Below are 20,136 nucleotides of genomic sequence, written 5' to 3' on the forward strand. Positions count from 1 at the left end.
CTCAGAGCGCAGACAAGGCCGGCCCCTCTGGCTTGCCCAGCCAGGTTTTCGCAAAGCGCTGCTGGGCAGCTGCCAGCGCCGCGCTATCGCCACGGACGCGGTACACCTCCATCAGCCCGCGCAGCGCCCAGCCGTTGCTCGGGGTGCGCGCCAGCGAGGTGCGGAAGACCTGCTCGGCCTGGTCGAGCTGGCCGGTGCGCAGCAGCGCCACGCCGAGCGACTGGCGCACCGGGTAATACCAGTAGGGCGGTTCCATGTAGGGCAGGCCATCCTGGATCGTCACGGCTTCGCGGTAGGCGGCGATCGCGTCCGGCAGCCTGCCCTGCAGGTCGGCGACGCGACCGCGCGCCACGGCTCTGGCCGTCTGGACGATTTCGCGCCCCGGTATAGCCCAGTCGGTGAGCGGCTTGAAGTCGCTGCTGCGCTCGATGCGCTCGAGGGCGGCTACCTCGCGGTTCGCGCCGCTGGCGTCCCCCTTGCGCACGTGGCCGATGGCGCGCGCGTAGTGCCACATCGCCTTGACCAGCACGAAGTCGGGCCCCGGATCGGGCAGGGACAGCAGCACGTCCGGGCTGCTGAACTGGACGTGGGCGAAGTAGGGCGCCGACTTGACCGGTTGCAGCGCGCCGATGGCCTTGACCGCATCGGCGCCGACCGCCTTGTCGAGCTTGCCAGCGGCATCCAGGGTCGTCTTGCCGTCGCCTCCCATCAGCGCGGACACCATCACGAAGTGGATGTTGTGCGGATAGTAGGCGCTGCGGTAGACGGGATCGCTGGGCGAGGAGGCGAAATACTTCTCGTCGACGGCGACGGCTTCCACGTTCGACTGCAGCGCTTCCCGGTACATGCCGAGCCGGTAATAGATGTGGGAAGGCATGTGCACGACGTGCCCCGCCCCTGGGATCTGGCGCGCCAGCACGCGCGCGGCAGGCAGGGCTTTTTCGGGCTTGACCGAGGCTTCCATCGTATGGATGTAATAGTGCGCGGCGCCGGGATGGCTGGGGTTGCGCTCGAGGACGCGTTCGAGCGCATCGACCGTCTCGGCCGTGCGGTTCTTCGGCTGGGTGCCGGCGGCGGCCCAGTAATCCCAGGGCGACAGGTCCATCAGCGATTCGGCGAACAGCACCTGGATGGTGTCGTTGTTGGGATGGGCACGTGCCGCCGCGGCCATGGCGTCGGCATAGGCCTTGTCGAGCGTGGCCCGGTCGGCATTCGGAGCAGCGCTGTAGCGCTGGGAAACGGCCCGGATCAGGGCCTGCTCGGCGGGCGTGGCGCTTTTCGCGAGGCGCATGGCCGTGGCAGCGGCCTGGACGGCCGGTGCGACCGCCTCGGGGAACATCGGCGCATTGATGTTGGGACCCAGTACCAGGGCCTCGCCCCAGTAGCACATGGCGCAGCCGGGATCGAGTGCCTGCGCGGCGCGGAATGCGCGCGCCGCTTCGGCGTGGTTGAACGCAAAGGTCAGCCGCATGCCCTGGTCGAAGTAGGCCTGTGCCTTTGGGTTTTTGGTCGTGATCGGCACGTGCAGGGTGCCGAGGTTGTCATACAGCGGGGGCGGCCCGGCCGGGGCCGGCGGCGCCTTGGCGGGCGGCTGCTGGCCCGGCTGGAATGGTCGGGTTTCCGCCTGCGCCAGCACCAGGCTGTCGAGCAGGGGCGGGCGTCCTGGTTGTGCCGGCGAGCATGCGGCTCCGGGGGCGAACAGCGGATCGAAGGCGACGGGGCTTTGGTTGGGCCTTGGCCTCGCGCCCGGCCTGCGTGGAGGGCACGGCAAGGAGGACGGACGCTGCGGCAGTGGCAGCGAAAAGCAGTACGAATCGCGGTCTCATGACTCCTCCCCCCCCGGCATCGCTGCCGTGTGGATAATGCGGATATCGCTATTGGAATCCAGGCCAGAGTTCCAAGTTTCGTAGGCGAACTTTTGGCTTGCGCGAGATCAAACCTTGTACGCGAATTCAGGCCTCAAGCTTATTGCACGGAAACCGATGTTGGCGTGATAACTGGACCTGCGAACCACAGCGCAATCGCGCTGTTTAGTGACCAGCTCAACACGAGTCCGCAGGTTTTCTGGAGCGCCGTTCGGGGGAAGAGGCGATGCGCCGGCTGATCAGTCAGGACGCATCGTTGACATTGGTCGCACTCGACCTTGGATTTTCCGCTCCCAGCAATTGAACAACAGCGGCCGGCCTGGCAGCTTAAAACCGGTACGCCAGCGCCAGGCTCCAGGACATCGGGTTGAGCGCGACGTCGATGGTCTGGCCAGTCGACAGCGAGCCGGTGGTCTTCAAATGCACATAGGTTGCGGCAATATCGAGCGACCACCTGGCGTTGAATGGCACGTCAACACCGACCTGGGCGGTTCTGCTCCAGCGGTTTTTCATCGACAGGGTGACGGGGGTGAGCAGTGCGGAACTGCGGGCGCCATAGAAGCGCGTGTACGCCGCACCGGCGCCGACGTAAGGCCTGGCGACGCTGGCGGCGTTGCCGAAGCGGTACTGCGCCAGCAGCGAAATCGGCAGCGCCTTGATGTCGGCCAGTTTGCCGGCCCCGTTGAGCGAGCCCGCGCCGTTGACGTCGAACCGGAACGGCAGGTCCAGCGGGAAGTCGATCGAAATGTTGTCGGTCAGCGCATAGTTCAGGCCGCCCGTGATCCCGCTTGCGGAGTCGACGTCGATCTGGGTCCCGGGCGCGCTGGGGCCGCTCAGGTAGCCGCTCGTAACATTGGGGACGATCGTGGTCGGGCCTGCCCGCACGCTCACGCGGTGCAAGTCGAACTGGGCGTGCGCGGCCTGGCACGCCAGCATGGTGCACACCAGTGCGGTGCGTTTGACGATCAAAGTGGGGTTCTGCATGCATCCTCCAGAGCCGGCAGGCGATTGAGCCGGCCGGGCAGGGCCAAGGTGTTCCAGTCGAGATTATACCAATGCCTGAATTGATTGAAGTAAATTCCGCGCCTTCCGTACCAATCCGCTCAGCGTCTGAATCCCAACAACAGGACACCAGGGTGCTCGACGGAAGCCCGGAAATAGACCGGACACGAGGACTTCCAGTTCCGGAAACAAAAACGCCAACCTGTGATGGTTGGCGTTGCGTGAACGATGTTCTTGGTGGCCCGGGGCTGCATCGAACCACCGACGCAAGGATTTTCAATCCTCTACGCTGCCGCCGGTGGTACCCTATGAATGTTGTCATTTCAAAACCTGAAGGAACCCTATGAAACCGCTGTTCTCCTCTGACGAAGAAGCGAACGCAGCATCTGCGGTGCCGCTGGCGCCATCGCCCGCACCGGCGCCAGCAATGGCGCCGTTCCCGAGTCTTGCCAGCACGCCGGACGCGCTGCCGGCATTGCGTCCGGAGGCGAGCGCGGCCCCGCTGGTCCGTGTCGATGTCTCCGGTATCGACGACAAGGCCATCGAGGCCCTGGGCGGCAACACGGGCACGGGCGTGGCGAAGATATCGGCCAAGTTGCTTGGCACCGTGCGTGCGTCGGACGCGGATGTGTTCGGCACGCAGCTGAACGAACTGATTGCCACCTCCAAGGGGCTGGACCCGGCCAAGCTCCGCTCGGGCGGCCTGATGTCGCGCGTGACGAACATGTTCGGCTCGGTCAAGGAAAAGATGCTGTCGCAGTACCAGGTAGTCGAATCGCGCATGGACACCCTGGTTGCGGAGATGACACGCCATGCCAATGTGCACAGGGGACGCATCCACGATTTCGATGAAATGTACAAGGGCCTGGAAATGTACTACCAGGGCCTGGATGCCGACGTGAGGAAGGGCGAAGCCTGGGCGGAGCAACTCAGGCAGGCGGTCGCGCAGCAGGCTGCGCCAGCCAACGCCTTCGAGGCGCAGCAGGCCACTGAGCTCAAGCGCCGGCTCGAGCGTCTCGAAAAACGCATCGACGATTTGCGCCGCGCCATGCTGATGGCCACCCAAATGGTGCCGCAAATCCGCCTGTCGCAAGATAATGCCAGGGCGCTGACGGACACCTTCACGGATATCGTCAACGTGTCGATTCCGGCCTGGCGCAACGTGTTCTCGCTCTACCTGCTGCAACTCGAGGCCAAGCAGAGCGCGGCGGTCGCCAACGCGGCGTACGACGCCACCGACGCGGCATTCCGCGCCCAGGCTGACATGTTGCTGGAAAATACCGAGACGGTGGCCCGCGCCAAGCAGCGTTCCCTGGTCAGCCTGGAAACCGCCCAGCACGTCCAGACCCAACTGATGACCGCTTTCGACAAGCTCGAGCAGATCTCGAACGAAGGCCAGCAGCGACGCAAGGAAGAGCTGCCGAAACTGCAGGAACTCGAGCGTGAGTTGATTACGCGGTTTTCGCCAACCGGGGCCTGATAAGTGACGTCACCCGTTGCCCCGGGTGCGCATTCCAGCGAAAATACCATTCTCACCATATAAGGAAAGTGTATGTCGACGACGCTCCAGACTGGCCATCGTATCAATCTCGAAAAAACCGCCCCGGGCTTGAAGCGTGTTCGTATCGGCCTCGGATGGAAGGTCAACGCGACCGAAGGCCAGCCCTTTGACCTCGACTCGTCGGTATTCCTGTGCAGGAAAAACGCGGACGACGACCCGGTCATGATCAGCAACGCCCACTTCGTCTATTACAACCACACCACCTCCCCGGATGGGGCCGTCGTGCACTCCGGCGACAACCGCACGGGCGACAAGGATGGCGACGATGAAGTCATTACCGTCGACCTGGGCAAGGTCGACCCGGCAGTCGTGGAAATGCCGATCGTGGTCACCATCCACGAGGCCGATGCACGCAAGCAGACCTTCGGCCGTGTCACGGATGCCTACGTCAAGGTGTACAACGACGAGACCGGCGCAGTGCTCGCGGAATACGACCTGGACGCAGACTACTCGGATAAGACCGCGCTGCAGTTCGGCTCGCTGTACCGCAAGGATGGCGAATGGCGCTTCCAGGCCGTCGGCGCCGGCTTCAAGCTGAACCTGGCGACCTTCATCCGCAAGCTCGGCGGCACCGTCTGAGGACGGCCACGCGCGCCTGCCTTTCATCGAAGCGCCGGCTCCCGCCGCCAAGCAGCCGATGACACACCAGACGCCCAAGGCATTCGACTTCGGCGAGGAGCCGGAGCCTGCCCCGGAGCCGGTCAGCCCTTCCGCTGTGCCGAAAGCGTTCGACTTCGGCGACGAGGCTGCGCCGCTCGCCTCCGACAGCCCGCCCCGGGTGCTGTCATTCGATGAGCTGCCCGCGGCGCCTTCAGGTGTGACCCAGAAACCTGTAGCCCGGGCGCTGTTCGACAGCGAAGACCATCCGGCGGTGCGCGATGCCCTGGCAACCGCCAGGGCCGATTATCCGGCATTGTTCGAACACGCGGAGGGGCGCCTGGCCGCGCTGTTCCGCCGCCTCCTGCCGGTCCGGCTGGCGCTGGTCACGGAGTGGGCGGAGCAACCGTTGATGGAGCAGGCCGCGCTGCTCCAGCCCGTCACCGAGCTGGTGCTAAAATTCGCACAAATGGCCGTGCCCACGCTACTCGACGCCGCGCTCGAGAGCACCAAAGCGCCGACGGGCATGTTCGGCAAGCTGTTCCGCCGCCCGCCATCGCCTGCCGAGTACAAGCCGGCGCTGACCTCCGCCCGTGTGCAGCTCCTGCAGCTCATGGCCGACAGCGAAGTCGCGATGCGCAACCTGGAGGAGTCGGCCGAAAACCTGAGCCTGCACTCGGCTGCGCTCGCCGTTGTGGCGACACTCGCGGGCGGTGCGCTCGATGCGACCTTGTCGGATGCTTTGATCCAGCGCCGCACCCTGATCCAGCAGGCAGTGCGCCAGGCAGAGCTGTCGATCATGCAGATGGGGCAGGTGCGCCAGCAAGCCGCTGAGCTGATCGGTCAAATATCCTCGTTCCTGACGGTCACCTTGCCTGCGCTTGAGATGGCGCAGGCGCAGGGCGGTCATTAACGACGTCCTGCCGGGTCATCCACAAACGACAACGCCAACCGGTGACGGTTGGCGTTCTGTTTGAACAGGGCAAGGCTGTGCCCGTGAAAACTTAGTTAGGCATGATCACCGAATCGATGACGTGGATCACGCCGTTGTCGGCCGCGATGTCAGTCTTGGTGACATTCGCCTTGTCGACCATGACCTTGCCGCCTTTCATGCCGACCATCAGCGAGCTGCCCTCGACCGTTTTGACACTGCCTGGTTTGACATCGGCGGCCATCACATTGCCGGGCACCACGTGGTAAGTCAGCACCTTGGTCAGGGCCGCCTTGTCCTTGAGCAGTGCATCGAGCTTGGCTTTCGGGATTTTCGCGAAGGCGGCGTCAGTCGGCGCGAAGACGGTAAACGGCCCCGGGCCCTTCAAGGTATCGACCAGTCCGGCGGCCTGGACGGCGGCGACCAGGGTATTGAAGCTGCCGGCGGACTTGGCGGTATCGACGATGTCGGCGGCTTGGGCGGAACCGATCGCCATCGCGAGCGGCAGGGCAAACAGGATCTTCTTCATGTGAGGCTCCTCTGGGTTGGCAGCAGTTCATGGTGAACTGGCATGTCCTTAATGTAAGCCGCCCAATTCAAATTGTCCAAGTATTGTCTCTTCATTCTTGAAGATTATCGTGACAACATTGGGACATGTGAGTGGCGAGCACATCTGCACAGGGCCGGTATCGCTGGAGGTGCGCCAGATCCGGTATCGCCGCTACCCTGGCGTTGTACCGTTTCTGTCCCATCGTCGCCTGGTTGCGCGCGTGCCAGCCGACCTGGGCGGACTGGTGCTGCCGTGCCTTCCTGCTGCCCGCTCCGCCCGCTGGCGAACGTCACCGATCAGGAGCATCTGCTAGCCTTGTTTCAACAGCAGCGGTGCGTGCGCCGCTATCCATGACAAGGAGCCCCCCATGAAAGACGCATTCAAGGTTGGCGACAAAGTACGGTGGCACTCGCCGCAAGGCACGGTCAGCGGGACGATCAAGAAGAAGCTGACCGCATCGACGCACATCAAGGGCCATCACGTCGCCGCCTCGCAGGACCATCCTGAATACCTGGTCGTCAGCGACAAGACCGGGGCTGAGGCCGCGCACAAGCCGGAAGCACTGGAAAAAGTCTGAGCACATCCTCCCTGTTGCAATGAACTACGAAAAGGAGCACGTATGAAACGCATTGTTGAACTGTCCGTCATCGCCGCCGCGCTTGCCGCGGCACCCCTGGCCCTGGCACAGCCGAGCGGTTATGCGGGGCCTACCGCGAGCAAGGCGGCAACAAAAGGCAAGGCCGGCATGACGAACGCTCCTCTGATGACGGCGAAGGACTTGCTTGCTAAGGGCAAGGACGACCAGTACGCGCGCCTGCAGGGCAAGCTGGTCAGCCACAAGGACGACGAAGAGTATGAGTTCGCCGACGCCAGCGGCAAGATGACGGTAGAGATCGACGACGACCTGTTCCCGCAAGGCGTGCGCATCGACCAGAACACGATGGTCGAACTGGTCGGCGAATTTGACAAGGACCTGGTTGGCGAGCCAACCCTTGACGTCAAGCAGATCAAGGTGGTGACCGCGGCGGCAGGCCGCTGACGGTTACTGCGGCGCCACGGGTTGCCTGGATATCTTATTCAGGTAGCCCGGGGCGGAGTCGAACTACCGACATAACGGATGTTCGAGGCAGAGCTCGACTGCTCCTTTTCACGATACCGTCAGGAACCTGGTGATGACGGTTGGTATTTTTTGATTGTCGACCGGCTTTACACATTCACACGAGCTTCGTATATCCGGGACCATTATTGCCCCGTACTGGCGCATCGGCACGCTTTATGCTGATTGCATGGCACATCCACTTTATTGAAGGAGTCGTCATGAAACGCCTTGCCCTCGGCTTGTCCATGTCCCTGCTCTGTTCGTTGAGCGGAGCTGCGCACGCCGCCATCATTACGTACTCTTCAATTCTGAACGGCGCGAACGAGGACATGCCAAACAACTCGCCCGCTACCGGCCGGACAAGGGTACTCATCGACGATGAGACCAACATGATGACGGTGAACGCGAGCTTTTCGAACTTGACGGCGCCCACCACTGCGTCCCACATCCATTGCTGCACGCTGCTTCCGTTCACGGGCACGGCAGGCGTGGCCACTTCGCTGCCGACCTTTCCCGCCTTCCCACTCGGCGTTACCTCAGGCAGCTACACCGAAACTTTCGATCTGCTCAATCCCAGCACCTACAACACCAACTTTATTAATAATAATGGCGGCAGCGCGGAAAGCGCCCGGCGGGCATTCCTGGCGGGACTCGCGTCCGGCCAGGCCTACCTGAACATCCATACGACCGCTTTCCTGCCCGGGGAAATTCGTGGCTTCCTCACCGAGGTACCGGAGCCGGGCAGCATCGCCTTGTTCGGGCTCGGTGCGGCAGGCCTGGCCACGCTACGGCGCCGGCGCGGAGTCGCGCAATCCTGATAAGCTTTCCTGCTCGTGAAACGACAACGCCACCTTCGGGTGGCGTTGTCGTTGCATCGTTGCCGATGCATCTCATCCGCGCCGCGCCGTACCCGGTACCGGTTGAAAAGCACTGGCACCGGAGAGTGCTGTTAGAATTTGCGATAGCCCATTTGCAGGAGTACACAAATCCTAGGTTTTTTAGTCAGAGCGGCGATACGTACGCCAAAGCTAACGGCCGCTGTCGCGTTATTGGTGCTGGCAGCGTTGGCCAGCACGATGACCTACACCGGTTTCCTTGTCATCGGCGTGTTGGCCGATTATCTCGGCACGGGCCGGGTCGTGGTAGGACTGCTGCTTGGCGCTCTCTTTGCAAGATTTCCGTGGATACGCAAAGGAAAGCTGCGCGTTGTTGGCCTGCTACCCAAACCTGTCCGTCGACCACTCATCGTGGGCATACTCGGCCTCTGCTTGTTGCACTTTCTGTCGCGAGGCGACTACGTGCCCGTAGCGTTTACAGGTTTCGCGACGGCGTTCCTTCTTACATTCCCCTGGTTGAGGCGGGCGATATTCGATCGAATGTTATCCTCCGTCTTCAAATTCACTGGTCAACAACCCCGCAAAAGCACCGACGACAGGGTGATTGATGGTGAATTCAGGGAAAAGAAAGATTGAGGGTTGATCGCCTCGAGTTCGGAAACGAAAACGCCAACCTGCATGGGTTGGCGTTTTGCTTTACTGCTGAATTCCTGGTGGCTCGGGGCGGAATCCAAGCACCGGCACAAGGATTTCCACTCCTCGGCTTACGCTGGTTCCTGGCGGACGGGCAGCTTCCAGCCCGGCCGGATGAAATGGCAGGTGTACCCGTTCGGATTGCGTTCCAGATAATCCTGGTGTTCCGGCTCGGCCTCCCAGAAAGGCCCCGCCGCGACGATCTCGGTGACGGCCTTGCCGGGCCAGAGCCCGGACGCGTCGACGTCGGCGATGGTCTGCTCGGCCATGCGCTTTTGTGCGTCGTCGAGATAATAAATGCCGGAGCGATAGCTCATCCCCCGATCATTGCCTTGACGGTTCGCCGTGGTCGGATCGTGGATCTGGAAGAAAAATTCGAGGATCTGGCGATAGCTGATCTGGCCCGGATCGAACACCAGTTCGAGCGCTTCCGCGTGCGTGCCATGGTTGCGGTAGGTGGCGTGGGGCACGTCGCCGCCGGTGTAGCCGACGCGTGTTGAAAGCACGCCGGGTATGCGCCGCAGCAATTCCTCCATGCCCCAGAAGCAGCCGCCGGCCAGGATGGCGGTTTCAGTGTGAGCTGTCATTGATTTCCTTTGCTTGAATGAGTGGTGGACCAGTCGATTATGGCAGCTGCAGGACTAAGGATTGTTCAGGACGGTCTTCATGGCGCGCGTGTGAAAGCCCGACCGCAGCATTGGCGCGCGCACCGGCAAGTGCGCTCAGAATCAGCTGTGCGGTCTCCGCCGGAGCATCCCAGTGCGGAAAATGGCCACAGCGATCGAACCAGTGCAGTTGAGCGTCCGGGAACAAGGCCAGCGCACGCCTGGCCTGACGCGGAAAGCAGACCCGGTCACGCCGTCCCCAGCCAATGACGAGCGGATGCACGATGCTGTTGCGCGGAGCCCCTTGTTGCTCCTCACCGTAGGCGAGCTGGGCCAGCAGTTCATCAAAAGCTGGCGAGGCCACATAGCTGCACAATTCGTCGCTCACGGTGTCCGGCGCCAGCTTTGTCGGCCGGGCAGAAAATTGTGCCAGCAACAAAGCGCGACCAAGTGGGTTGGCGCAAACCGCCGGCAATACCGGGCGCAGCAGCCGCAGCAGCCGGATCGACAGGTAGATCGAGCTGAAGAACGCGTGACGCTCCCATCCCTGCCAGAAACCGCCTGGATTGAGCGCTACCACGCCGCCGACGATCCCGCCGCGTCGCGCCAGCTCCAGCACCAGCCGCGCACCCATCGAGCTGCCGACTGCATCGATGCCGCTCAGGCCATGGGCATGGAGGAAGGCGGCGGTCTCATTGGCCAGGGTGCGGATCGAGGTTTCGCCGGCCAGCCTCGGCGTCTGGCCAAAGCCGGGCAGGTCCACCGCGATGACTTCGCGCCTCGTCGCGAGATCCGCCAGAACGGGATTCCAGCTCTGCCAACGACCGCCCAGGCCATGAATCAGCAGCAAAGGCTTGCCGGTGCCGCAACGAATATGATGCATGATCGATCCTCCCCATCGCACGGGCGTGCGTAGGCTGCAAGCCTACCGCAGCGGTCACAACGACTGCGTTCGTTAGGAATTTTTGCGAGGGATGAAGGTCCGGAAATGGATCGGACACAAGGACTGCGAAATCCAAAAACAAAACGCCAACCAGTGATGGTTGGCGTTGCGTGAAGTATGTTCTTGGTGGCCCGGGGCGGAATCGAACCACCGACACAAGGATTTTCAATCCTCTGCTCTACCAACTGAGCTACCAGGCCAAGGCGGCGAATTTTAGCATGAAGTAGTGTCTCGTCCATAATTTCTTATGTTTCAGGACTCATTTTCAGTCGCGTGCTGCATGCGCCGCCAGCGTGCCGGCGAGGTGCCGACCTCGCGCTTGAAGGCGCGCGCGAACGCCGCTTCCGATTCGTAGCCCACTTCCAGCGCCACCGAAGCCACCGGCGCACGGCTGCCGCGCAGCAGGCCGGCGGCGGCCTCCATGCGCCAGCGCGCCAGGTATTGCATCGGTGGCTGGCCCAGCAGGCGCAGGAAGCGCGCACAGAACACCGAGCGCGACAGGCCGGCGGCGCGCGCCAGGTCGTCGATCGTCCAGGGGCGCGCAGGGGAACGGTGGATCAGGGCCAGGGCGCGCCCGACCTGCGGGTCGCGCAGCCCGGCCAGCCAGCCGGTGCTGTTGGCGGGCAGGTGTTCGAGGTAGCGCCGCAGGGCGTCGATGAACATGGTTTCGCTGGCACGCTCGAGCAGTGCGGCGGCGCCCGGCAGGCCGCGGTCGGCGCGCAACGCCAGCGCGCCGATTTCCGCGTGTGCGCTGGTGCCGTTGCAGGCCGGCAGATGCAGCAGGCGCGGCAGGGCGTCGAGCAGGGGATTGAATGGATGGCGGTCGCAGCTGAGGAAGCCGCACACCAGTTCGTTGTCCGCAGGCGCCGCATGTTCGCCCCAGGTGAACTCGTATTGCGAGTGGAACACGACCGGGATCGGCTTGGGTGCGTCGCGCGTCGCTTTTACCCAATCGGGATCGATCCGCGCCGGCTGCTGTTCCGGGTCGCTCGAGAGCACGTGGCCGTCGCCGTGCGGCAGGATGACGACGTCGCCGGCGCGCAGCGCCACCGGCGCCAGCCCGGCGGCCGCGGCCCAGCCGGCCCCCTTGGACAGTACGTGGTATTCCATGACGTGCTCGGCGTCGGGAAACAGCAGGCGGCCGAGCTCGCTCATCGGCGGCGCCTCCACCGACCAGATGGCCGGGAAGCCGATCTGGTAGAAGACGGCGCCACGCAGTCGTACCGAGCGCAGCACATCGGACAGGGTGTCGGTCTGCATGGTCAGGACGCACGGGCAAAAGGGGCCGACGCTCGGTCAAGTCGCGGGCACCTCCACGCACGATACTGGTATTTTTGAAGTGCGAACATGGAGGATGCCACCATGGACAAATCAACGCAATCGACCCCTTCCGTGACAACGCGTCCCTCGGCCGCGCCGGACTTCGCTGCCATCAAGGGGCGCCAGCAGGCGGCCTGGGCCAGCGGCGACTTCGCCGTCATCGGCGTGACCTTGCAGATCGTCGGCGAAACCCTCGCCGAGGCGGCCGACATCCGCGCCGGCGAAACCGTGCTTGACGTTGCCGCCGGCAACGGCAATGCGACGCTGGCCGCGGCGCGCCGCTTCGCCCGCGTCACCTCGACCGATTATGTGCTGGCCCTGCTCGACAAGGGCCGCGCGCGCGCCGACGCCGAAGGGCTGCAGGTGGAATTTCGCGTGGCCGATGCCGAGGATTTACCGTTTCCGGCCGGCGCCTTTGACGTCGCCCTGTCGACCTATGGCGTGATGTTCGCGCCCGACCATGTGCGCAGTGCAGGTGAACTGATGCGCGTGGTGCGCGAGGGCGGGCGCATCGGCCTGGCAAGCTGGACACCCGACAGTTTCATCGGCCAGCTGTTCAAGACGATCGGCAAGTACGTGCCGCCGCCGGCGGGCGTGATGTCGCCCTTGCTGTGGGGGACGGAAGCCTATCTCGGCGAACTGTTCGGCGACGCCGCCGCCGACATCCGCACCACGCGCCGCAATTTCCTGATGCGCTACGCGTCGCCCGCGCACTGGGTGCAGATCTTCCGGGACTATTACGGCCCTGTGTACAAGGCGTTCGGCGCGCTCGACGCCCACGGGCAGGCTGCGCTCGAACACGACATCATCACGCTGCTCGAGCGCTTCAACACGGCCGGCAAGGCCTCGCTCGTCGTGCCCTCGGAGTACCTGGAGGCGGTGATCATCAAACGCAGCGCCTGAGGGACGTCGAAACAAAACCGGGCGCCGGCTTGCGCCAGCGCCCGGATTGGCAAGCTACCAGCCCAGGTCCTTCAGCAGCGGCAGCGTCAGGTCTTTCGGCGGCACCACGCTGAGCGTCAGGTCGCCGTTGATGGACGGTTCCATCAGCAGGTTCGGCGAAGCCGACACGTCCCAGTGCGAGACCGACGAGCCCGGCACCAGTGGATTCGGCGTGTACAGCAGCGGACGGCCGGCCAGGTCAGCCCCTGCCCTGCGCTTCGGATCGATCCCGAGCGACGCGATGACGGCACCGGCGACGCCGCGCGTGTGGCGAAGCTTCGCCCTGGCCACCGCCGCCTTCAGGATTTCGCCATCTGCCTGGCTGATACCGAAGGAGGGGATCGTCACGGTCGGATCGGTGCCGCCCGGGACGAAGGTGCCGGCTGCGTTATTCGCCAGCAGCACTGCCACCGCACCGGCGTTCTGTGCGTTCTTCACTTTGTCAGCGAAGGCGCAGCCGCCGCGGCTGATGATCGCCACTTTGCCTTTCACCGCTGCCGCGTTCGCTGCATTGAACGGCGAGCAGCCTAGGCCGAGTTCGAAGGCCCGGGTGGCGATCATGGCCAGCACGCCCAGCTTGCCGCTGCGCGGCACGGCCGGGCCAAAGGTCGAAGGGGTGTATGCCACGTCTGGCACGGCGCCTGCCGGGCTGGTCGATTTTACGACCGGCAGCGGGGCGAGCGTCGACCTGGCGCCGGCAACGGCGTTCCTGCCCTTCCAGGCCAGTTGCTGCGTGTTGAGCGCCGAGGCGCGGCGCTCGAGCGGTGTCATGACCAGCCAGCTCTTCCTGGCCGTGTTGTCGTACATGAAGCCTTCCCAGATGCTCGGCAGGCCCGTGTCCGAATATGCCGTTCCCTCGGCATTGATGCGCTGGCCGGTCGAGGTGTTCACGGAAAGGACCGAGAAGCCCAGGCCATGGCCCAGTTCGTGCAGCAGGGTGCTTGCAAAGTTGATCTGGTCGCCGGCATTGCCGTCCAGGCCCAGGTAGAAGCCGGTGCCGGCGAGGCAGCCCGGCTGGCCAAGGTTGGCGTTGAACTGGGTCTTGATGTCGACGTTGCCGTAGCCGGTACCGTCGTCCGGCTGGCCGGCGCTCAGGTTGGTCCCGGCCAGCTTGTTGGCGAGGGCTTGCGGATACCAGGTGCCTGGTTTGCCGTTCGGGAAGTCATACCAGATGTTCCAGGCCGAGGCGCTGCCCAGGACGGCCGAGGTCGCGGTGCAGTTCAGTGGCTCCCAGGCCGCCGAGACGACGATCTCGACATTGCTCTGCAGTTTCCTTTGCCAGATGTCGGCGACGTGGCGGTAGACGTTCATGCGCTGCTGACCGAGCGTGGTGCCCATGTTGCCGCCCACCGGCGCGGCCGGCGTCGGGTCGTTGAAGCCGAAGCCGGCGGGGTCGCGGTTCTGGATCTTGATGGTGGCCGCGTCGGCAGCCAGGCAGGCGAGGGCGCAGGCGACAGCGACCAGCGGGCGCGCGGCGGTCCGCGAAATGGTAGGTGTGCGCATGTTTATTCCGTTTCAACCTTGTTGGTGTGGACGTGGCCGGTCGCGACAGCGGACTTGGCCGCGTCGTGCGAATCGGAGCACTGCATCTCGATGCTCCCGTCTGGCTTCCTGACTGCCACGGCCGAGCTGACGAACTCGTCGGTCAGGCGGGCGCCGCGGGCGCCGCTGGCGTGGAATTTCTGCTGGGTGGCCTTGGGCGCGGCGCGCATCGCGCTCGCATTGCCCGACGCCCTGGCTTGCGTCTGCGATTGCAGCGCGGCCTGTTCTGCGGCCGTGGGGGCGCGCAGTTGGCCGGTTTCGGCATCGCGCACCACCGTCATCGAATCGGTTGACTGCACCGGCACTTCCTGGGCGGCCGCGCTCTGGATGGCGAGGCCGAGCAGGGCCAGGGTGATGCCGGCGGCGTACAGCAGGCGGCCGGACTGATGTTTCTGGGACATGGCGATCTCCTTGTAGTTAGGCCTGCGAAGCTTCTTCATCATCTGATACGCCTCCAAAGTTTTAGACAATAGAGCCAGCGTTTTGTGATTCAGGAAAGTCGCGTGAACCTACGACATGTCGCGGCGAACTATTCGCGCCAACGCTGGGGCTGCATGCATTACGCATGACGCTTTTTTTGTATCGTTGAGTTCGAACAGACGTGCTTGGGCCTGCGAAGATTCTTACAGCGGTCTGTAAGTACTTCCTACAAGTGATGAGGAAATGCTTGAATTCGCACCATTGTTGTGCGGATATTGTGACTTTTTTTGCTGTTATCCTGCCGCTATATCCAGTGAGTCGAGCCATGGGCGCAAGCCCTGGATTGCCTCTTCCTTCGACTTCGCTTCGATCTCGATCCAGGGCGCGCGCGCATACGAGGCCGGCATGGTGTCGATCAGGTCGGCATGCTGGCGGTCATTGAAGCCGGCCCGCCCGTTCGAGATGTGCACGAGCTGGTGCTCGGGCACGGCCCAGGTTGCGCGCGCCTGCTCCAGCATCGCGGCGACGCTCGGGTCATCGTAACTGTCCAGTTTCTCGTGGACGATGTGATGGTGGGCGTCGAACACCATCGGCACGCCGCTACGCATGCAGATGGCATGAATTTCCTCGGCACTATAGGCGTACTCGTCGTTTTCCAGCCCGAGGCGGCAACGGATCGCATCCGGCAGAGTTGCAATGCAAGCCACCAGCGCATCGGCCCGGTTTGACTTGCCGCCGTGGATTTCCAGCAGCGCCCAGGGCGAGCGGGGTTGCTCCAGCAAATCCATGATGTCGGCGTGCATCTGCAGGATCTTGATGCTGTTGGTGACCACGCTGGGGGAGTCGGAACTGAGCACGACGAACTGGTCCGGATGCATCACCAGCCGGATGCCGGCCTCCAGGGCGCGCCGCCCCGAGCGCGCCAGCGCCGGCGCCAGCGTCTGCAGGACCGCCAGGCCTTCGGGAGTGTCCGCGAACGGGAAGATCGAGGAGGGGATGCGGTACAGCCAGATGCCGGCGCCCGTGCAATAGCGCATGGCTGCGTCGAAGGTTTGCAGGTTGTCGCGGAAGATGTCTTCCAGGATGGTGCGCTGGCTATCCGGCGATTGCGCATGCAGGCGCGTGCGTGTGACGGTGCGGTAGCGGACGTCTTTCGAAGCGGTGATGCAGACCAGGCCGAGGTTGGGCATGAGGGAGTCCCGTAAGGTGATGATCCGAGTATATGTCTTCGGGCGCGAGGCCAGAGCGCGCGAACGTGGAAAACCTGCGCTTGTCCGAGCTTTGTCACTATATAATAAAACATTATTGGGACAATCTCGGGACGACACTCATGACAACGCAGCTTGCCAATGAACCAGAACGCATTATGTACCGCAGTGGAGCCGCCGCCCGGCTGGCCGGCCTGCCGGTGGAAACGCTGCGCATGTGGGAGCGGCGCTACAGCCTGTCCGACGCCGAGCGTTCCGAGCGTGGGCAGCGCCTGTATTCGGCCGAGCAGGTGGCGCGGCTGGGATTGCTGAAACAACTGGTCGACCAGGGCTATGCGATCGGCATACTGGCGAGCCTGGCGCCCGAACAGTTGCAAGCCATGCTCGCCGCCGGTGCGGCCGGCGCCCGGGCAACCGCGGGCCCGGTACCCGTCGTGCTGGCCGGAGCGGCCCTGTCGCGGCGCGTGGCGGCCGAGCGTAGCCTGCCCGGACTCGATGTACGCGCCAGCTGTGCCCGGCTGGAACAGGTGGCCGAACAGGGGGCGGGCAGCGGTGCGCAGGTGCTGGTGGTCGAACTGTCCGAGCTCGACGATACCGCGTTGGCGCCCATCGCCGCGGCGCGCGCGGCATCGGGCGTCGCTGCGACGGTGGTGCTGTACCGTTTCTGTCCCAGCGCCACCATTCGCGCGCTGCGCGCCCAGGGTTGCCTCGTCACCCGCGTGCCCGCCGACCTCGGCGAGCTGGCGCTGCTGTGCCGCGCGGCACTGGCCGGGCAAGGCGTGGCGTCGCCCCAGGGCCGCACGGCGCCGGCCACGGCCGTCGCGCCACCCCGCTTCGACGACGATGCGCTGGCCGCCATGACAGCGGCGAGCAACCGGTTGAGCTGCGAATGCCCGCGCCATCTCTCGGACCTGTTGATGATGCTCTTCAGCTTCGAGCGCTACAGCGCCCAGTGCGCGAACCGCAATCCGGAAGATGCGCGCCTGCATGCCCAGCTCGAACTGGCGGCAGGGCAGGCGCGGATGGTACTGGAGGAGGCCATGGAGGCGCTGGCCATCGCCGAAGGCTTGCCGCTGCCGTGGCAGCGCCCTGATCGTGTTGCCAGCCGCGCTGCAGCATCGTAAAAGCGCCCGGCGCTGGCCGTGCGGCCCCGTCCTTGCTATGCTAGCGGGTGATCATCGCCGGCCAGTTCCGGCCACCTTATTATTGGAGCGCCGACATGGCATCGTTGCAAGATCAGTTTTTGAAGGCCGGCCTGGTCAACAAGAACAAGGCAAAACAACTTCAGCAGGACAAGACCAAGCAGCAAAAGATCGAGCGCCGCACCGGCACGCAAACGGTCGACGAGGCCAAGCTGGCCGCCGCTGAACTGCAGCGCAAGAATGCCGAGCGCGCCCGCGAACTGAACGCCCAGCGCGATGCGGCCGCGCAGCAAAAGGCGATCATGGCGCAGATCGTGCAGATGGTGCAGAAGAACCGCCAGAACAAGGGCAATGGCGACGTCGCCTACAACTTCACGCATGGCGCGAAGATCGAGCGCATCTATGTGTCGAACGCGGTGCAGGAGCACCTGATGGCCGGGCGCCTGGTCATCGTGCGCCTGGGCGACAGCACCGAGCTGGTGCCGCGCATCATCGCCGACAAGATTGCCGAACGCGATGCCTCGCTCGTGGTGCGGGTGAAGAAGACCGCGGCCGTGGTCGACGAGGAGGATCCGTACGCGGCTTTCCAGATTCCCGACGATTTGATGTGGTAACAGACTTAACATGGAAAAACGCCACCTTGCGGTGGCGTTTCTCTTTCCCTCAGTAAGTTCTCTTAGTGATGTAGCGGCGCCCCCGCAGCCGTCTGCCCGGCTTGTTCGGGCCGGAATGCGCGCTCGCCGGCGGCGGTGTCGTGAAAGCTCTGGAAATGTGCCACTTTCCCGTCGCGCAGCGTGAACACGTGCACCCAGGGGCTGTCGTAGCTGCGCCCGGTGTTCCTGGCCAGCCAGGTTGCTTCGCCGGTCACGACGACCTTGTCGCCTTCGGCGATGAATTCCTTCGGCTCGAAGCGCAGCGCTTCTGCGCACTCGTCGAGCTGCTGGAAGAAGCGGGCAATTTCAGCCTTGCCCTGGTGCTTGCCGGCAAACGGTATGTTCTCCGCGTCCGGCTCGATCCAGAGCGCGTCGTCGTGATAGCGCTCCAGCAGGTGTGGAATGTCACCGGCCTGGAACATCCGGTAGCCTTCCATCACTATCCGCTTGTTTTCTTGTGCGTCCATGATAGTTCCCCTCGGATGCCGGCCGCCCACTGGCAATCGCGGACGGTCATGCCAGGACGGTCGATATAATCAGCCTAGTGCGGGGCGCCGGGAAGTCAAGGCCGCCGCGACGGGGAGGGGATTTTTAAAAAGTTGCGTAGCGTCAACTACGTAAGGCTTCACCCACGTACATTGCTCCTTGATACTTTTTTCTCGGAGCTACCCCCATGTTGCTGACTGCCGCCACGCTGCTCACGAAGACGAGGCTGGCGTTCGTGGCGCTGTTCGTGGTGCTGGCCGTGGTCCTGCCGCTGACCGATCCCGACTACTTCTGGCACCTCAAGGCGGGCGAATACATCGTGACCCATCGCGCGCTGCCCGCGGGCGACATCTTTTCGTTTACGCGCGCCGGCCAGCCCTGGGTACTGCACGAATGGCTGTTCGAGGTGATGCTGTTCGGCGCGTTTGCAACGTGGGGGCCGGCCGGCGTCAAACTGCTGGCGGCGTTCCTTGCCGTCGCCACGCTCGGCGTGACATTTGCCCTGACGCGGCGGATGGGACGATCGGCCTTCGTTGCCTGCGCGCTTGCCCTGTGCGGCGGCTTCGTGTTTGCCAGCGGGTGGAATCCGCGCCCGCAAATAGTGACTTACCTGTTTTTTTCCGTGTTCCTGTCGGTCCTCCTGCATGACAAATACTACGGCGCCCGGCGCGCCCTGTTCGTGCTGCCGCTACTGATGGTGGTGTGGGTGAACGTCCACGGCGGCTACGTGATCGGGATCGCGCTCACTTTCCTGTTCACCGGCGCCGAATGGCTCAATTACTGGTTTGCTGCCACGCACGCGCGCGATCCCGTCCAGAAGCAGCGCCTGGTGCAACTGACCCGGATCGCCACGGCCACCCTGCTTGCCAGCCTGGTCAATCCCGAATTCATCGGCCATTGGTGGTATCCGTTCCAGGTCCTGGGCATGGAGGCGAACCGGTCGATCCAGGAATGGCAGAGCCCGGATTTCCATGGCACCGTCGCCAAAGTCTACCTGCTGCTGTGCGGCTTGTTCCTGCTGTCGTACATCTACGCAACGCCCAGGGCCGACATCACCGAACTGCTGGTTCCGGGCTTCTTCCTGTTCAACGGGTTTGTCTCGGTCAGGCACGTTCCGCTCGCGGTACTGACCGTCATGCCCTTCATCGCACTCGCGCTCGCGCGCGGCAGTACGGCGGCCTGTGCCGCCAGATGGCAGGGCTCCTGGCTCGGGCGCAGGTACGCCAGTACTGCCGGGAGCGGCAGGCAACTGGGCCGGGCGGCGGAAGGCTTGCTGAACTGGATCGTGCTGGCTGCCATCGTCATCCTGCTGTCGCTCTACCAGCCGCGGCTGCACGCGAAGCAGGCAAGGCAGGCCGAACGGCTGCCGGCGGCGGCCGCGGATTATGTGATCGCCAATCGGATCGGGGGGAATATGTTCAACGCTTACGACGATGGCGGATACCTGATCTATCGGCTCGGGCCGGAGCACAAAGTGTGCATCGACGGCCGGGTCGATGTGTATGGCGACGAATTTTTCAAAGACCATCAGGCTATGTACTCCGGCGCCGCCGACTGGAAAGAAAAATTCGACCGGCTCGCGATCGACTTCGCCATCCTCGACAACGACGCGCCGATCCGGCAACTGCTCCTGGCCGAGGGCAGTTTCAGGGAAGCCTTCCGCGACAAGCGGCATTCGGTGTTGCTGCGGTCCGTGCCGCGCCAGGCGGCCCTGTCGGGCAGGCCGGGTCACCAGGAATAG

General features: G+C 63.9%; 21 protein-coding genes and 1 tRNA gene. 11 read left to right on the forward strand and 11 right to left on the reverse strand.

Features of this window, described 5'->3' with window-relative positions; all coding sequences use genetic code 11:
• Position 1: 1 nt before the first annotated feature.
• Both ACFPN5_RS07880 and ACFPN5_RS07885 read right to left on the reverse strand, forming a co-directional pair.
• Positions 2-1,636 carry a tetratricopeptide repeat protein gene (locus tag ACFPN5_RS07880; protein ID WP_379781855.1) on the reverse strand — a complete coding sequence of 545 codons (1,635 nt, stop codon included), beginning with the start codon at positions 1,634-1,636 and terminating at the stop codon, positions 2-4.
• A gap of 556 nt (positions 1,637-2,192) precedes the next feature.
• The gene (locus ACFPN5_RS07885) at positions 2,193-2,849 is read right to left on the reverse strand and encodes an OmpW/AlkL family protein (RefSeq protein WP_379781857.1); all 657 of its coding nucleotides are present in this window, start codon (positions 2,847-2,849) and stop codon (positions 2,193-2,195) included.
• 361 nt (positions 2,850-3,210) lie between these two features.
• On the opposite strand from ACFPN5_RS07885, the gene ACFPN5_RS07890 reads away from it, so the two are divergent.
• The 3 genes from ACFPN5_RS07890 to ACFPN5_RS07900 all read left to right on the forward strand — a co-directional run bounded on the left by ACFPN5_RS07890 (position 3,211) and on the right by ACFPN5_RS07900 (position 5,938).
• Entirely contained in the window at positions 3,211-4,347 is a 1,137-nt protein-coding gene (locus ACFPN5_RS07890) for a toxic anion resistance protein (RefSeq protein WP_379781859.1), read from the forward strand.
• A 72-nt stretch (positions 4,348-4,419) separates the two neighbouring features.
• Positions 4,420-5,007 (forward strand): TerD family protein, encoded by a 588-nt coding sequence (locus ACFPN5_RS07895; RefSeq protein WP_379781861.1) that lies wholly within the window; start codon positions 4,420-4,422, stop codon positions 5,005-5,007.
• 58 nt (positions 5,008-5,065) lie between these two features.
• Positions 5,066-5,938: a hypothetical protein gene (locus tag ACFPN5_RS07900; protein ID WP_379781863.1), complete on the forward strand. Its 873-nt coding sequence runs from the start codon at positions 5,066-5,068 to the stop codon at positions 5,936-5,938.
• A 91-nt stretch (positions 5,939-6,029) separates the two neighbouring features.
• On the opposite strand, the gene ACFPN5_RS07905 is transcribed toward ACFPN5_RS07900, so the two are convergent.
• A complete protein-coding gene (locus ACFPN5_RS07905; RefSeq protein ID WP_379781865.1) occupies positions 6,030-6,485 on the reverse strand; it encodes a fasciclin domain-containing protein in 456 nt (151 codons plus the stop codon).
• 388 nt (positions 6,486-6,873) lie between these two features.
• Here ACFPN5_RS07905 and ACFPN5_RS07910 point away from each other — a divergent pair, with 388 nt between their 5' ends.
• The 4 genes from ACFPN5_RS07910 to ACFPN5_RS07925 all read left to right on the forward strand — a co-directional run bounded on the left by ACFPN5_RS07910 (position 6,874) and on the right by ACFPN5_RS07925 (position 9,077).
• Positions 6,874-7,083: a hypervirulence associated TUDOR domain-containing protein gene (locus ACFPN5_RS07910; RefSeq protein ID WP_379781867.1), complete on the forward strand. Its 210-nt coding sequence runs from the start codon at positions 6,874-6,876 to the stop codon at positions 7,081-7,083.
• Between the two features lie 42 nt (positions 7,084-7,125).
• The gene (locus ACFPN5_RS07915; protein ID WP_379781869.1) at positions 7,126-7,545 is read left to right on the forward strand and encodes a YgiW/YdeI family stress tolerance OB fold protein; all 420 of its coding nucleotides are present in this window, start codon (positions 7,126-7,128) and stop codon (positions 7,543-7,545) included.
• Between the two features lie 278 nt (positions 7,546-7,823).
• A complete protein-coding gene (locus tag ACFPN5_RS07920; protein ID WP_379781871.1) occupies positions 7,824-8,423 on the forward strand; it encodes a CHRD domain-containing protein in 600 nt (199 codons plus the stop codon).
• Positions 8,424-8,681: 258 nt separating this feature from the next.
• Positions 8,682-9,077, forward strand: a complete 396-nt coding sequence (locus ACFPN5_RS07925; RefSeq protein WP_379781873.1) for an FxsA family protein — start codon at positions 8,682-8,684, stop codon at positions 9,075-9,077.
• 128 nt (positions 9,078-9,205) lie between these two features.
• Here ACFPN5_RS07925 and msrA read toward each other — a convergent pair whose 3' ends face one another.
• From msrA to ACFPN5_RS07945, 4 genes are all read right to left on the reverse strand, one after another.
• Entirely contained in the window at positions 9,206-9,721 is a 516-nt protein-coding gene (gene msrA, locus ACFPN5_RS07930) for a peptide-methionine (S)-S-oxide reductase MsrA (protein WP_379781875.1), read from the reverse strand.
• Positions 9,722-9,758: 37 nt separating this feature from the next.
• Positions 9,759-10,622 carry an alpha/beta fold hydrolase gene (locus tag ACFPN5_RS07935; protein WP_379781877.1) on the reverse strand — a complete coding sequence of 288 codons (864 nt, stop codon included), beginning with the start codon at positions 10,620-10,622 and terminating at the stop codon, positions 9,759-9,761.
• Between the two features lie 184 nt (positions 10,623-10,806).
• Positions 10,807-10,882: transfer RNA gene (locus ACFPN5_RS07940), tRNA-Phe, on the reverse strand.
• Between the two features lie 52 nt (positions 10,883-10,934).
• Complete coding sequence (locus ACFPN5_RS07945; protein WP_379781879.1) at positions 10,935-11,942, reverse strand: AraC family transcriptional regulator; 1,008 nt, start codon at positions 11,940-11,942, stop codon at positions 10,935-10,937.
• Positions 11,943-12,044: 102 nt separating this feature from the next.
• On the opposite strand from ACFPN5_RS07945, the gene ACFPN5_RS07950 reads away from it, so the two are divergent.
• The gene (locus ACFPN5_RS07950) at positions 12,045-12,905 is read left to right on the forward strand and encodes a class I SAM-dependent methyltransferase (RefSeq protein WP_379781881.1); all 861 of its coding nucleotides are present in this window, start codon (positions 12,045-12,047) and stop codon (positions 12,903-12,905) included.
• Between the two features lie 54 nt (positions 12,906-12,959).
• Here ACFPN5_RS07950 and ACFPN5_RS07955 read toward each other — a convergent pair whose 3' ends face one another.
• From ACFPN5_RS07955 to ACFPN5_RS07965, 3 genes are all read right to left on the reverse strand, one after another.
• Positions 12,960-14,447 (reverse strand): PA domain-containing protein, encoded by a 1,488-nt coding sequence (locus tag ACFPN5_RS07955; protein ID WP_379781883.1) that lies wholly within the window; start codon positions 14,445-14,447, stop codon positions 12,960-12,962.
• Positions 14,448-14,449: 2 nt separating this feature from the next.
• Complete coding sequence (locus ACFPN5_RS07960; RefSeq protein WP_379781885.1) at positions 14,450-14,887, reverse strand: post-PEP-CTERM-1 domain-containing protein; 438 nt, start codon at positions 14,885-14,887, stop codon at positions 14,450-14,452.
• Between the two features lie 312 nt (positions 14,888-15,199).
• Positions 15,200-16,096, reverse strand: coding sequence for an apurinic/apyrimidinic endonuclease family protein (locus tag ACFPN5_RS07965; protein ID WP_379781887.1), 897 nt, complete (start codon positions 16,094-16,096; stop codon positions 15,200-15,202).
• A gap of 176 nt (positions 16,097-16,272) precedes the next feature.
• On the opposite strand from ACFPN5_RS07965, the gene ACFPN5_RS07970 reads away from it, so the two are divergent.
• Together ACFPN5_RS07970 and ACFPN5_RS07975 are read left to right on the forward strand one after the other, a co-directional pair.
• Positions 16,273-17,238 (forward strand): MerR family transcriptional regulator, encoded by a 966-nt coding sequence (locus tag ACFPN5_RS07970; RefSeq protein ID WP_379781889.1) that lies wholly within the window; start codon positions 16,273-16,275, stop codon positions 17,236-17,238.
• Positions 17,239-17,333: 95 nt separating this feature from the next.
• Positions 17,334-17,870, forward strand: a complete 537-nt coding sequence (locus tag ACFPN5_RS07975) for a DUF2058 domain-containing protein (RefSeq protein ID WP_379781891.1) — start codon at positions 17,334-17,336, stop codon at positions 17,868-17,870.
• Between the two features lie 62 nt (positions 17,871-17,932).
• Here ACFPN5_RS07975 and ACFPN5_RS07980 read toward each other — a convergent pair whose 3' ends face one another.
• Positions 17,933-18,376: a nuclear transport factor 2 family protein gene (locus tag ACFPN5_RS07980; protein WP_379781893.1), complete on the reverse strand. Its 444-nt coding sequence runs from the start codon at positions 18,374-18,376 to the stop codon at positions 17,933-17,935.
• 206 nt (positions 18,377-18,582) lie between these two features.
• Here ACFPN5_RS07980 and ACFPN5_RS07985 point away from each other — a divergent pair, with 206 nt between their 5' ends.
• Positions 18,583-20,136 carry a hypothetical protein gene (locus tag ACFPN5_RS07985; protein WP_379781895.1) on the forward strand — a complete coding sequence of 518 codons (1,554 nt, stop codon included), beginning with the start codon at positions 18,583-18,585 and terminating at the stop codon, positions 20,134-20,136.

It is taken from the genome of Massilia niabensis (assembly GCF_042655085.1).
Taxonomy (GTDB): Bacteria; Pseudomonadota; Gammaproteobacteria; order Burkholderiales; family Burkholderiaceae_D; genus Telluria; species Telluria niabensis.

Bases quoted from the DNA above. Each gene is read 5' to 3' on its own strand.
- ACFPN5_RS07985 (WP_379781895.1), top strand. From the start codon at position 18,583: ATGTTGCTGACTGCCGCCACGCTGCTCACGAAGACGAGGCTGGCGTTC.
- ACFPN5_RS07920 (WP_379781871.1), top strand. From the start codon at position 7,824: ATGAAACGCCTTGCCCTCGGCTTGTCCATGTCCCTGCTCTGTTCGTTG.
- ACFPN5_RS07965 (WP_379781887.1), bottom strand. From the start codon at position 16,096: ATGCCCAACCTCGGCCTGGTCTGCATCACCGCTTCGAAAGACGTCCGC.
- ACFPN5_RS07885 (WP_379781857.1), bottom strand. From the start codon at position 2,849: ATGCAGAACCCCACTTTGATCGTCAAACGCACCGCACTGGTGTGCACC.
- ACFPN5_RS07895 (WP_379781861.1), top strand. From the start codon at position 4,420: ATGTCGACGACGCTCCAGACTGGCCATCGTATCAATCTCGAAAAAACC.
- ACFPN5_RS07925 (WP_379781873.1), top strand. From the start codon at position 8,682: ATGACCTACACCGGTTTCCTTGTCATCGGCGTGTTGGCCGATTATCTC.
- ACFPN5_RS07935 (WP_379781877.1), bottom strand. From the start codon at position 10,622: ATGCATCATATTCGTTGCGGCACCGGCAAGCCTTTGCTGCTGATTCAT.
- ACFPN5_RS07970 (WP_379781889.1), top strand. From the start codon at position 16,273: ATGTACCGCAGTGGAGCCGCCGCCCGGCTGGCCGGCCTGCCGGTGGAA.
- msrA (WP_379781875.1), bottom strand. From the start codon at position 9,721: ATGACAGCTCACACTGAAACCGCCATCCTGGCCGGCGGCTGCTTCTGG.
- ACFPN5_RS07960 (WP_379781885.1), bottom strand. From the start codon at position 14,887: ATGTCCCAGAAACATCAGTCCGGCCGCCTGCTGTACGCCGCCGGCATC.
- ACFPN5_RS07955 (WP_379781883.1), bottom strand. From the start codon at position 14,447: ATGCGCACACCTACCATTTCGCGGACCGCCGCGCGCCCGCTGGTCGCT.
- ACFPN5_RS07905 (WP_379781865.1), bottom strand. From the start codon at position 6,485: ATGAAGAAGATCCTGTTTGCCCTGCCGCTCGCGATGGCGATCGGTTCC.
- ACFPN5_RS07890 (WP_379781859.1), top strand. From the start codon at position 3,211: ATGAAACCGCTGTTCTCCTCTGACGAAGAAGCGAACGCAGCATCTGCG.
- ACFPN5_RS07910 (WP_379781867.1), top strand. From the start codon at position 6,874: ATGAAAGACGCATTCAAGGTTGGCGACAAAGTACGGTGGCACTCGCCG.
- ACFPN5_RS07915 (WP_379781869.1), top strand. From the start codon at position 7,126: ATGAAACGCATTGTTGAACTGTCCGTCATCGCCGCCGCGCTTGCCGCG.
- ACFPN5_RS07975 (WP_379781891.1), top strand. From the start codon at position 17,334: ATGGCATCGTTGCAAGATCAGTTTTTGAAGGCCGGCCTGGTCAACAAG.
- ACFPN5_RS07900 (WP_379781863.1), top strand. From the start codon at position 5,066: ATGACACACCAGACGCCCAAGGCATTCGACTTCGGCGAGGAGCCGGAG.
- ACFPN5_RS07945 (WP_379781879.1), bottom strand. From the start codon at position 11,942: ATGCAGACCGACACCCTGTCCGATGTGCTGCGCTCGGTACGACTGCGT.
- ACFPN5_RS07950 (WP_379781881.1), top strand. From the start codon at position 12,045: ATGGACAAATCAACGCAATCGACCCCTTCCGTGACAACGCGTCCCTCG.
- ACFPN5_RS07980 (WP_379781893.1), bottom strand. From the start codon at position 18,376: ATGGACGCACAAGAAAACAAGCGGATAGTGATGGAAGGCTACCGGATG.